This window comes from Pantoea sp. X85, from assembly GCF_029623675.1.
GTDB lineage: Bacteria > Pseudomonadota > Gammaproteobacteria > Enterobacterales > Enterobacteriaceae > Pantoea > Pantoea leporis.
Genome location: NZ_CP121109.1, coordinates 88,003 through 99,250, shown reverse-complemented (window position 1 = coordinate 99,250; position 11,248 = coordinate 88,003). Strand labels below are relative to the sequence as shown.

General features: G+C 50.4%; 12 protein-coding genes. 7 read left to right on the top strand and 5 right to left on the bottom strand.

What is annotated here, in order from left to right; all coding sequences use genetic code 11:
- The first annotated feature begins 327 nt into the window (after positions 1–327).
- From cspA to P6287_RS20160, 6 genes are all read left to right on the top strand, one after another.
- On the top strand, positions 328–540 hold the full coding sequence (gene cspA / locus P6287_RS20185; protein WP_007885867.1) for an RNA chaperone/antiterminator CspA: 213 nt from the start codon (positions 328–330) through the stop codon (positions 538–540).
- A gap of 273 nt (positions 541–813) precedes the next feature.
- Entirely contained in the window at positions 814–1,431 is a 618-nt protein-coding gene (locus tag P6287_RS20180) for a dTMP kinase (protein ID WP_277975202.1), read from the top strand.
- Between the two features lie 635 nt (positions 1,432–2,066).
- Positions 2,067–2,327 carry a hypothetical protein gene (locus P6287_RS20175; RefSeq protein WP_192235272.1) on the top strand — a complete coding sequence of 87 codons (261 nt, stop codon included), beginning with the start codon at positions 2,067–2,069 and terminating at the stop codon, positions 2,325–2,327.
- Between the two features lie 426 nt (positions 2,328–2,753).
- On the top strand, positions 2,754–3,023 hold the full coding sequence (locus tag P6287_RS20170) for a hypothetical protein (protein WP_101761242.1): 270 nt from the start codon (positions 2,754–2,756) through the stop codon (positions 3,021–3,023).
- Positions 3,024–3,363: 340 nt separating this feature from the next.
- Positions 3,364–3,606, top strand: coding sequence for a regulatory protein YcgZ (gene ycgZ / locus P6287_RS20165; protein ID WP_101761241.1), 243 nt, complete (start codon positions 3,364–3,366; stop codon positions 3,604–3,606).
- Positions 3,607–3,856: 250 nt separating this feature from the next.
- Positions 3,857–4,141: a biofilm development regulator YmgB/AriR family protein gene (locus tag P6287_RS20160; protein WP_277975201.1), complete on the top strand. Its 285-nt coding sequence runs from the start codon at positions 3,857–3,859 to the stop codon at positions 4,139–4,141.
- A gap of 115 nt (positions 4,142–4,256) precedes the next feature.
- On the opposite strand, the gene P6287_RS20155 is transcribed toward P6287_RS20160, so the two are convergent.
- The 5 genes from P6287_RS20155 to P6287_RS20135 all read right to left on the bottom strand — a co-directional run bounded on the left by P6287_RS20155 (position 4,257) and on the right by P6287_RS20135 (position 10,527).
- A complete protein-coding gene (locus P6287_RS20155; protein WP_192235274.1) occupies positions 4,257–4,508 on the bottom strand; it encodes a biofilm development regulator YmgB/AriR family protein in 252 nt (83 codons plus the stop codon).
- A gap of 64 nt (positions 4,509–4,572) precedes the next feature.
- The gene (locus tag P6287_RS20150; RefSeq protein ID WP_110867110.1) at positions 4,573–4,857 is read right to left on the bottom strand and encodes a hypothetical protein; all 285 of its coding nucleotides are present in this window, start codon (positions 4,855–4,857) and stop codon (positions 4,573–4,575) included.
- A gap of 834 nt (positions 4,858–5,691) precedes the next feature.
- The gene (locus tag P6287_RS20145; RefSeq protein ID WP_277975200.1) at positions 5,692–8,742 is read right to left on the bottom strand and encodes an efflux RND transporter permease subunit; all 3,051 of its coding nucleotides are present in this window, start codon (positions 8,740–8,742) and stop codon (positions 5,692–5,694) included.
- On the bottom strand, positions 8,739–9,839 hold the full coding sequence (locus tag P6287_RS20140; RefSeq protein ID WP_277975199.1) for an efflux RND transporter periplasmic adaptor subunit: 1,101 nt from the start codon (positions 9,837–9,839) through the stop codon (positions 8,739–8,741). The genes P6287_RS20145 and P6287_RS20140 overlap by 4 nt, the downstream gene beginning before the upstream one ends.
- A gap of 73 nt (positions 9,840–9,912) precedes the next feature.
- Positions 9,913–10,527, bottom strand: coding sequence for a TetR/AcrR family transcriptional regulator (locus P6287_RS20135; RefSeq protein WP_277975198.1), 615 nt, complete (start codon positions 10,525–10,527; stop codon positions 9,913–9,915).
- A gap of 249 nt (positions 10,528–10,776) precedes the next feature.
- On the opposite strand from P6287_RS20135, the gene P6287_RS20130 reads away from it, so the two are divergent.
- The gene (locus tag P6287_RS20130; RefSeq protein WP_277975357.1) at positions 10,777–11,244 is read left to right on the top strand and encodes a DUF2243 domain-containing protein; all 468 of its coding nucleotides are present in this window, start codon (positions 10,777–10,779) and stop codon (positions 11,242–11,244) included.
- Positions 11,245–11,248 lie beyond the last annotated feature (4 nt).

The following is an 11,248-nucleotide window of genomic DNA, read 5'->3' as shown; positions in this document are numbered from 1 at the left end:
CACGCAGATAACAAACCACCTGGTAATAATGGGCGCGGCAAAGCGGAGCCAAAGATGAAGCGTAACCGGCCGTTCAGCCGTCCAGGTCTTTAAATGGTTAAAATAAATAAACATATTCGTTGCTAAATTATTATCGCTATGTCTTAATGCGTCATCGGTTTGGAACACAGACCTTATGAAAGCAGTTTTAGTAAAGCAGTCCTCAGTTCAAGTGTTATCCCTAGATATCCTTCTTCGAGAGCCTCCTCCTAAGTGCCCAATAAGTAAATCTTTCACTTCAGGCCAATTTTCGCCGCTACAAGTGGCTCATCAATTAAGGAATTATCTATGTCTAACAAAATGACTGGTTTAGTAAAATGGTTTAACTCTGATAAAGGTTTTGGCTTTATCACTCCTAACGATGGCAGCAAGGATGTTTTCGTCCATTTCTCTGCCATCCAGAGCGACAACTACAAAACTCTTGATGAAGGTCAGCAAGTTTCCTTCACCATTGAAAATGGCGCCAAAGGCCCAGCAGCGGGTAACGTTACTCCGCTGTAAGCCGCGCTCATTATTAGCAACGCTTACAATAGCGATGAAGACAATAGTCTGAGCAGATAAGCACCGCTGATAATAAAAAAACCCGCCTCGTGCGGGTTTTTTATTGCCTGAAATTTGGTGTGACTAAGGTTTGCGTAGTGAATAAAATGCTCGCCAGCGGAATTGGTAGCTTCACCGGACGTAGAAAGTGGACACCGGTTAATAAGAAGGAAATAGGATGCTTTTGCCCGATTTGAATTTCACACAAACGCTACATCACCCGTCATTTCGACTATGAGCCGTCCGCTGTTTGTTTCTCTGGATGGGCCCAAAGGGGTTGGCAAAACCACGCTGTTGGAAGCCATTACGAAAGTACTCAGGTCAGATAACATCAAGGTAATCCGGCTTTGCGAGAAAAAAAGCGATCCCTTCAGGAGAGAAACAATGGCTCTGGTGAACAGGCTGGCCAGAAATCCCTGCATGGATTTAGAGTGGGAAGTTTGTGCGCGCTTTGCTGATAGCCGTGCATGGATTTCCCAACATGTGCTGACTAAACAGCCACCGGATAGCATCATTTTGATGGATCGCTGGTACCCGTCGGATGCCGCGTTTCGCCGGATGGTTCCATTTGCTGAGATTTTACAGTTAAACATTGATCGAAACGTGCAAGCGCCGGACCTGCATGTCGGGGTTGTTACTGCGCCTGAAATTTCATGGGCAAGGGCTGCGGCCAGAACGCGCGGGTTAAGTAGTACGGTGATGCATAAGCTGGAAGATCATGTCGCTTGTACTCAGTCGTTCGAGCGAGCCGTTGCTAAACACGGCTGGGTTTTATGCCGTAATGAAGGGATGATCGAACACGCAACCCTGCAGGTTGTCAATGAGATCTACAAACTGCTGAATGCCCTTTAGGCAACAATTCTGCGGACACTTTTCTGCCGCATTCCATTAGACCGGCTAGTGGAAAATCATCACTCTGACTGAGCACTGAACACATCCGTCTATGGTTATCAGTTGCTACTCGGGCCAACTGTACATCGTGTAATCCCTGAAAGTTCTATAGACGCACGTCTTGTGGATACGCTATGGCTGGGTGGGGCTCCAGATATAACAGCGCGGTGCATAATATGCAGCTGGTGTCCGCCAATTTCCGCGTAATAAGCTGGCTATCCGTAAATGTAACGAAAAAAATATTGTTACCTGCAAAGGGTTTTATTGCATCCTTGCGCTTTCATATTTATACAGCTGTTCACGGATTACTTTAGAATTAAATATATCAGCCCTTTTTGTAGTGCCTTCCCATTATTTCAGCGAGTTAATATCCATCATTGAGAAGCGCTTAACACCATTAACATTAAACCTCTTTCATGCAAAATTGCACATAATATCACCCTGCATTAGCACCTGATAACGGCAGTGAATAGTCACTTAGAAAATATATAAATCTTAGATTTCATGACTTTTAGGAATTAACCTTTAGCTAAATCCGTAACAGCGCCTACAGTTTAAGTCGAGGTTGTCATAAACGTGAAAATGGAGGATGGTTAATGTCTTTTCAACACGACGGGAAAGGCTACGTCATTATTGGCGAAGCGGCACTGAGTATTGCCTTGGGACAGAGAGTTGTCAGCGTACAATCGCTGATTGACGAACTGGAACATATGGCAAATGCAGGCGGCAGCAAGGCAAGGTTGTCTGATATTTCTGAAGCCACAAAATGGCTGAAGAGTTTCGAAGAGCCCGATCGCGCTGTCCATAACGTGCCATACCTGCAAACGCTTGCAGGCTTGAACGACGAAACGAACTGACGCCTAAGGACGTAGTCCGGCTCTGGCCGGAAGACGACGACGAAGATGACCTCAACGGTCGCGTTTAACGTGTACCGGCTGGAGAAAATGTCAGGGACGACACTCTCCCCTTCCTTAATTAATCCCCACCGGTCATTTGGCAATATTCATTTCCCATTCCCAAATTACGTATCAAAATCTTCATTAATTGAGGCAAGTTTTGTCTTGAAAACGATTTCATTATTTTCCCTCGAAATTTGAGACTTTTCTTTATCATCAAGCAATGCGTTTACATCTGGCATAATTTAAGATAATTATCAGCAAGTTGAGCAGCAACGTTTACATGCAAAATTTGATAAACCGTAATCTCTAAACAATCTTAAAGACCTTAAGGAAGTTTGTTACTACACTATTCCTACGGTAATCGAAAATATTGGAGGAAACGCAGTGTTATTTCATGACGAAGAACAAGGCCATATCATTATTGGCGAGGCAGTGATTAATCTTGCTGTGAGTCAGAAGGAAATCAACATTCACTCCCTTATCATTGAGTTGGGCACCATGGCCGAAGGCGATGCCAGCGACAATAGACTTGCTCAGATAGCCGACGCCAGACGCTGGCTAAAAGCCTTTGTCGAAACCTCCCCACGAAACCGCGAAGAGCTACGTTGGCTTTCAGCATCCAGACATTTACGCGCTATCAACAATGATCGTTAATGGGTGACTAACGTTGATTCAGGTTAAGGATGCGCCTCAGGGCGCTCCGCATTATGTCGATAAGTAAGTGAGTTAAACAGACTTCATTCCCTGAACCTTTCAATACCCCCTCCTCCAGTTAATCGCCCCCTCTCTCTTTGTACAAATTTACCCTTATCTTCAACAACCAGAACCCGACAGCTGATCTCACAACCAAACATAACTACCTGAATAAAAAGGATAAGCATCATTTTCTTAAAAAGAAAATCTGTACAGATAAATTAATCCTGTACAAGTTTTAAAAGATTGTCTAACTTTATGTTCAGACAGAATCGACTATCCCAACTTTTACGAGGTTCGCATGCGTCAGAGTGTTTCTAAATTTCCCGATACAGCCAGCGATATTGCACATTATTTTAGCAAAGCAAGCGCGCCAACTCAGCAAGAAACGCTAGGTCAAATTGTTGTCGAAATCCTGCGGGCAGGCAAGAACCTTAATCGTAAGGCTATCTGCACTAAACTGTTAAGACGTCTCGAAGTCGCAGCCACTCAAGAAGAAGAACGCCATTATCAGACATTAATCGGCATGCTGTTCGATCGCTAAGTTTTTATCTGTTGGCGAGATAAGCCAGTCACGATCCCGTCGAAGGGATTCAGGCTTTAAACCGCTCATTAATGGATTTTTATCCATGAAAGGCGTGCCATAACAGAAATATGCGCTAAATTTAGTTTTGAATGACTTTTAACTGGGTAAATAGCCCTGAAACCCTGGGTTTGTTTAGCCAAGACCCAACGCAATAGCGTAAATATCTTTCAAACGTTGCCGCAGAAATATCTGATCACAAGGAGAGAAAATGCAACAAAGCGCACAGCAAACGTCCCGCGAAATAGACATTACTGACTATCTCCAGAACGCAGGTGACAACCTTTCTGCGGAGAAGACACTGATTGACTCCGCCATACAGACGCTAGAGAGTCAGGGTAAGAGTGTCTCCAATAGCACCATTATTTTGTACTTCATCTCGGAAATTGAAAACACCACTGACCCGCTGCAACTTGACGCGTTACTCAACGCGTTAAAAATGGTGGTGGGCTTTACTCCGGGTGAAGAAGAACGTTGGGCATTTTTTTACTGGTGAGTAAAGTCTCAGGGACATGAGGATCAGTATTTTTAATATGGATGTAGCGGTCAGAAAAGCGGGGGAATTTACAAAACTCTCCCCGCTGCTAGGCAAATAGAATAGATTGGTTTTATTAATCATCATCATTAGGCGTGCGGCCTACAACGATTTCAAGGCAGTTGCGCAGCACATCGAGTTGCTCAATATCTGTCGCACTCTCCAGCTCCGCTATCAGACTCATAATGATGGCCTTGTTCGTCACTCTTCCTCTCTCTGCGATCAATGACTTTACGATGATACCAATGACTTCTTTTTCCTCTGCATATTGGTCACCGGTGCTGTGTAAATAACTCTGCAGGTCTGACTCGATAGTATTCTGCTGCATAAAATATCCTTACTGAGTTGCGCATTTTTGTCTCTCTCCCACGCACTTAAGCCCTTAGCCGGCGTTAATGTCGGGTTGAGTCGTCATTACCGAATTTATCTATATCAAAATTTGCCATGTGCTCCCGGTCTCCAACTTTAGGGGATTCACTCTCGGCGATTTCTTTCTTCACATCCTGCATAGCGAGAAGTATTGCGCGCGCGCGTTCTTCATCCTTTTCGGCTTTCAGCATGCATTCAAGCTTCGAGAGGAGCGCACGTCGCGAGATGCCGGCCTTTTCGCGCAGCAATGCTATTACCGCCTCGCCGATGAGAAGATCACTCAACTTTTGTTCATGGTGATTTTTCATATCACTCTCTGTTCAACATTTAGTGTTGAGAAGAGAGAGAGTTGCGGCTGAAAAACGCTGCAATATCATTTACTGAATGGCATCTACCCGGGTTCTGCTGCAAGGAAACCTCACGTGTTCATATTTTAATCAGATCGTCATGAAGTAAACTTATACAATGATCGCAATGTTGTACAGCTTTATTGGCGTGAATTGATGAATATTTAATATGAGACAGGGCAAGTAAAAAGGAATAGACTTTTATGGCAGGAAAAAAATGACCTCTGAAAGTGGAAATCTCTAACGCTTTCAGAGGCGATGCAAAGCATCATTCGTTACGTGCGGAGAGTACCGCTGGGTCAATTTATAGGAGATTAAAAAAAATGCACGGGTTATATTTTTTTATTTTAGCTCCTATTACAGTCATTTAAATTGCATCTTTATCAAAATGAAACCGCTTCGGTTATTTATGAACTCAATCATCAAGAATATTGATAATTTTTATTTGGCCATTCCAAATAAATGCCATTTATTAATCGATTTCTCATTTTTAAAAGACCACGTTGATAAGTAACGCTCGGGTTTTACTGACGAGGATAAACGAAGCCAGGCAGGGTTTTCAGGGCTGTTCATCAAACCATTGCGGTGATGATTGAAGTGATAAAGGCCTCGTCCCCAAGCCTTTTCATTTTTATTTGTGGACCTGAGTTGCAGGCGTTAAATACTGCTACTACTCTTTTATCGCTTCATACTTGGTACGAAGGTTACACACAGCACGCACAGCGTGCGAGAGTCTTTGCATATTGTTCATACTTCCTTCCCCGCTCCAGGCGGGGATTTTTTTACATCAATAGCCTACCTGACACGGAACCAGATGGCATACATCGCCGGTAAAAACACCAGCGTCATAATGGTGCCGCCCAGCGTCCCGCCAATTAGCGTGTAAGCCAGCGTGCCCCAGAACACGGAGTGCGTCAGTGGAATAAATGCCAGAATCGCCGCTAGCGCTGTCAGCAGAACCGGCCGGGCGCGCTGCACCGTTGCCTCAACGATAGCCTTGAAAGGATCGTGGCCTTCCCGCTCATTCTGATGGATTTGTCCAATCAGGATCAGCGTATTACGCATCAGAATCCCTGACAGCGCGATCAGCCCAACCAGTGCATTGATGCCAAAGGGCTGCTGGAATAGCAACAGCATGGGCACAACGCCCACCAGCCCGAGCGGCGCGGTCAGAAAAACCATCACCATCGCTGCCATGGAACGCACCTGCAGGATGATGATCAGCAGCGTCAGGGCAATCATAATTGGGAACAGCGGCAGCATCGCTTTGGTCGCTTTACCCGACTCCTCAATCGAGCCCGCCTGTTCAATACGGTACCCCGGCGGCAGTGACGCGATTAATGGCTGAAGTTCCCGGCTCAACGCGCTTGAGACATCCGGTGGCTGCAATCCGTCAGCAATATCGCCGCGCACCGTTATGGTTGGCGTTCTGTCGCGGCGACGCAGCAGCGGATCTTCCATGCGGATGTCGATTTCACCGAGTTGCGAGAGTGGAATGCGCTGCCCATCGGCTCCGGCTAGCGTCAAAGCGTCAAGGCGCGCGGGATCTAGGCGCACCTCTCCGGCTGCACGACCAACCACTTCCACAGATCGGATATCTTCACGAATCGCCGTGATCGATGCCCCGCTCAGCAGGAACTGCAGTTGACGAGCCGCTCCGGCAGGCGTTAGCCCCATCGCCTGCAGCCGATCCTGATCCAGCCTGAAATGCATTACCGGCACACGTGAACCCCAGTCGGTGTTGACGGTGCGCATCATCGGGCTGGCCTGCATCAGTACTTTCACTTTCGCGGCCAGCTGGCGCAGTACGTCTGGATCGGGACCCATCACCCGGTAAGCAACCGGATAAGGCGAATAGGGACCGAAAACCAGCTGCGTGACGCGCACCTGCGCTTCAGGCGCGAGCCCATCTGCTGCCGCTTCTCGCAGACGCTGCTTCAGCGCATCGCGATCGTGCTCGCCGTTGGTCAGCACCACGATTTTGGCAAAAGAGGGATCCGGCAATTCCGGGGCCATCGCCAGATAGAAACGCGGCGCGCCCTGCCCGATATATGCGGTTACGGTGCGGGTTTCTTTTTGCTTTTTCAGCCAGTGCTCAATTCGCGCCGTGGTCTGGCTGGTCTGCTCTATTGAAGTGCCATAAGGCATTTGCACTTCAACCAGCACCTCAGGACGATCGGAGGTCGGGAAGAACTGTTTTTTCACCAGCCCCATGCCAATGATCGCCAGCACAAAGCAGCTAATCACCGCGCCTGCCACCCACCACTTATGCGCGATGACTTTGGTTAGCAGTCGTCTAAAGCGATTGTAGTGGCGGGTGTTATAGATTGCCGCGTGGCCACCGACAACCGGCTTGATGTCGGGCAGCATCTTCACGCCCAGATAAGGGGTAAACAATACTGCCACCACCCACGAGGCAATCAGGGCAATCCCCACGATCCAGAACATATTGCTGGTGTATTCACCGGCGGTGGACTGCGCAAAGCCGTTGGGCATGAAGCCGATCGCGGTTACCAGCGTGCCGGCCAGCATCGGCGCGGCTGTATGGCTCCAGGCGTAGGCCGATGCTTTGATGCGGTCATAGCCCTCTTCCATTTTCACCACCATCATTTCTATCGCAATGATGGCGTCATCAACCAGTAAACCCAGTGCGAGGATGAGTGAACCCAGCGTGATGCGGTCAAAGTTTTTTCCCGTGGCGGCCATCACCACAAATACTACGGCAAGCGTCAGCGGAACCGCGGCAGCAACCACGATGCCAACGCGCCAGCCCATGCTAACAAAGCACACCACCATCACCACCAGCAAAGCCACGAAGAACTTCACCATGAACTCATCGACAGCCGAACTGATGTTAACCGCCTGGTCGGAAACGTTGGTGAGCGTCATGCCCAGCGGCATGTCGCTATTTATATTTCGGACCTCTTGTTCCAGCGCCTTACCCAGCTCAAGACCGTTCCAGCCTTCCCTCATTACCACGCTCAACATCAGTGCAGGTTCACCCTCATTACGGATGAGAAAATCGGGCGGATCGACATAGCCACGTTCGACCTTGGCCACGTCGACAAGCCGTAGCGTGTGATTACCGGAGACGACCGGCGTGTTGCGGATTTTTTCGAGCGTATCCAGCGCACCGTCGAGGCGGATAAACACCTCGGGCCCGCGCGTTTGTATCGAACCGGCGGGTGACAGGGCATTTTGCCCGTTCAGGGCGTTAAATATCTGTTCCGGTGTAATGCCCAGCGTAGCGAGGCGATCGCTGGAAAAGGAGACATAAATACGTTCTGCCTGCTCGCCGGTAATGGTGACTTTTTTTACGCCCGCAACGTGTAGCAGCTGCTGGCGGAGTTTTTCGGCATCGCGTGACAGAAATCGCTGCGGTTCACCCTTTGCTTTCAGTGCATAGAGGGCAAAAACCACATCCGAGAATTCATCGTTAACCATCGGCCCGATCACACCTGCCGGCAGGTTGCGCGCCTCATCGCTGAGCTTTTTGCGTGCCTGGTAAAACTGCTCCTGCACTTCAGATGGCGGCGTGCTGTCCTGCAGGGAAAGCATGGTGTATGCCATTCCGGGACGAGTATAGGTCTCGGTGCGGTCATACCACTTCAGCTCCTGCAGCCGCTTCTCCAGCGGCTCAGCCACCTGATCCTGCATCTCCTGCGCGGTGGCGCCAGGCCAGGCGGTGATCACCGTCAGCTGCTTGACGGTAAACGGGGGATCTTCCGCTCTTCCCAGACCAAGAAAAGCCACTACGCCAGCGACCGTAACGAGAATGATCAGGAACAGCGTGACCGATCGTTCACGCACCGCCAGCGCCGAGAGGTTAAAGCGATTGTGGCTCATGGCGTGGCTCCTTGCGACCCAGGCGTTCCGATGCGGACGGCTTCACCTTCATGCAGCAGGTGTGCGCCCAGCGCGGCCACCTGTTCCCCGCTCTGAAGCGGACCCGACACGCGCGCACTGTCGTCGCTGATGCCGAGCAGCGTCACGGCCCGCCAGGTGACTTTGGCGGGTTTGCCTTCCACCAGCCAGACGCCAGCACCGCGTCCCGCATCCCAAACCGCACTGAGCGGTACTGACCAGGATTCTGGCGTCGCCACAGATTCCGGGATACGCAGGGTTACGGTTGAACCCAGTGGAGCACTGGCTGCGGCACCGCTTAGCACATAGCGTGCTTCGTAGGTGCGGGTTGCTGCATCCGCCGAGTCTGACAACTCGCGCAGCCTGGCATCATTCTCGATCCCACTGCCATACAGGATGGCTGTGGCCGGCGATCCCACCTGCGGGCGCAATGTCTCCGGCAGACTGACCATCGCCTCACGCTGACCGGCGCGGGCGAGGCGCACAACCGTTTGACCGGCGCTAACCACCTGACCTGGGTCGGCCAACGTATCCACCACCACGCCATCGGCATCAGCACTTAATACGGCATATTGCGAGGCGTTGAGCGCCACGCGTGCCTGCGCCTGCGCGGCGCTCAGATCGGCACGCGCTGCATCTGCCGCTGCACGAATTTGACTGTAAGAGGATGCAGAGACCGCGCCAGAACCCACCAATCCACGATAGCGTTTCTCATCATCGCCGGTCTGGCGCGCGCGTGCCTGGGCGGCGTTTACCGCACCCTCCGCAGCGCGGACCTGCAGCGCGAGATCAGCGGGATCGAGCCTCATCAGCAGCTGGCCGCGTTTGACGCTTTGCCCCTTATCAACCAGACGCTCAAGCACCTTGCCCGACACGCGAAAACCAAGGTCGCTCTGAAAACGTGCGGCCACAATGCCGGTAAAAACGCGAGATTGACCCGCCGCAGGCTCGACGGTCGCCGTCCTGATGAGTGGCGGCCGGGAGCGCGGATCGTCAGAGGCTGATGAAGGTTCGCCGCAACCAGTCAGAATGACCGGCAGCAGGCAGATGACGGACAACAAAGGGAGATGCCGGAGCATGGGTTACCTTACTCAAGGGAAGTATGAGGACGCCATTCTCTGACTAGTGACCAATTATGTCAATGGTCACAAACTACGGAGCGAGACTTCTAAGTACTAATGCAGCCAATTGGCTTGCATCTTCTCTGGCCGTATCAAGTGAGGATTGCAGTTGCAGTGGATCGGCAAGAGGTCTGAGTACCAGATAGACGGCAGCGGCCGTTTCATCCAGCGGCGTTTTACGCTCAAATTCCCCGGCAGTGCGTCCTGCGCGCAGGATGGCGAGCACGATTTCACGCAGGGAATCCTCATATTGCACAGCAGCAGGCCAGTGCTCACGCGAGGAAGCGGCGGCAATGTCATACAGCCGACGCTCGCGGAAAAACAGCTCGCAGCCTGCCACAGCAAGCGTCTGAAACAGCTGCTTTATTTTTCCCGTGGCGGAAGGTGACTGCTCCAGCGCAGCGTTCAGCCTTTCCGTGATATCCGTAAGGCAATTGGCGCAGATGACTTCACCGATTTCCTGCTTAGAACCAAAAAACTTGTAAATGTAGGCTTTGGAGAAGCCGATTGATCGCGCGAGATCGGATACGGTGGTTTTCTCAAAGCCGTAATGGCTAAAGTACTCCATGGCGGCAGCCACAATCTGATCGCGGATGGTATGGTCGGAAGGCCCACGCGTGGCGGCGGTAGTTTTTTTCTCTGCCATATTTCAACTTTGCTCGGTGAGCTAATGTAAATGATGAGTGACCAGCGGATATTTTGGTCACAAATTCTCATCGCTTCAAGGCCTGATTGCTCTCATCACAATCTCAGCGAAATCTCTGGAAAACCGCTTTTGGTCATGTCGTGCGCCCTGCCCGACATAACGCTGGCGTAAACCGGCCGGGCTGCGGGAATTATCATCTACGCTTCTTAAGTGAAATTTAACTTTTACCCGGAGAACGTAGTGCCAACTTTGAATTCCAGTCCTCAACCCGATCTGAAACGTTCATTCATAGCCACCCTTCCACTGGGAATCGGTATGATGGCGGCAATTGATGAAGTGGTATTTCATCAGATTCTGGCCTGGCATCACTTCTTTGACTGGGGCACACCCGCGTTTAGCCTGCTTTCAGATGGATTATTGCACGCAGGCGAGCTGATTCTTTTCGTGCTTGGTTTTTTCATGTTTGCGGACCTGCGAAGCCGTGGAAAACTCAACCGCACGGCAGCATGGGGAGGATTCATTGTGGGTTTGGGGGCTTTTCAACTGTTTGATGGGATTGTTGATCACAAGCTGCTCAGGCTGCATCAGATCCGCTATGTTGATAACGTGCTGCTTTATGACCTTATCTGGAATCTGTCTGCTGTGCTGTTATTGGTGGCAGGGTTGCTGATTTATCGTCACGCGCGGTCTGCTCTATCCGCTAAAACGGAAGTTTGATCCG

Excerpts from the sequence above, each read along its gene's own strand:
- P6287_RS20160 (WP_277975201.1), top strand. The coding sequence starts at position 3,857 with ATGCAACAAAGCGCACAGCAAACGTCCCGCGAAATAGACATTACTGAC.
- P6287_RS20155 (WP_192235274.1), bottom strand. The coding sequence starts at position 4,508 with ATGCAGCAGAATACTATCGAGTCAGACCTGCAGAGTTATTTACACAGC.
- P6287_RS20180 (WP_277975202.1), top strand. The coding sequence starts at position 814 with ATGAGCCGTCCGCTGTTTGTTTCTCTGGATGGGCCCAAAGGGGTTGGC.
- cspA (WP_007885867.1), top strand. The coding sequence starts at position 328 with ATGTCTAACAAAATGACTGGTTTAGTAAAATGGTTTAACTCTGATAAA.
- P6287_RS20135 (WP_277975198.1), bottom strand. The coding sequence starts at position 10,527 with ATGGCAGAGAAAAAAACTACCGCCGCCACGCGTGGGCCTTCCGACCAT.
- P6287_RS20150 (WP_110867110.1), bottom strand. The coding sequence starts at position 4,857 with ATGAAAAATCACCATGAACAAAAGTTGAGTGATCTTCTCATCGGCGAG.
- P6287_RS20175 (WP_192235272.1), top strand. The coding sequence starts at position 2,067 with ATGTCTTTTCAACACGACGGGAAAGGCTACGTCATTATTGGCGAAGCG.
- P6287_RS20145 (WP_277975200.1), bottom strand. The coding sequence starts at position 8,742 with ATGAGCCACAATCGCTTTAACCTCTCGGCGCTGGCGGTGCGTGAACGA.
- ycgZ (WP_101761241.1), top strand. The coding sequence starts at position 3,364 with ATGCGTCAGAGTGTTTCTAAATTTCCCGATACAGCCAGCGATATTGCA.
- P6287_RS20140 (WP_277975199.1), bottom strand. The coding sequence starts at position 9,839 with ATGCTCCGGCATCTCCCTTTGTTGTCCGTCATCTGCCTGCTGCCGGTC.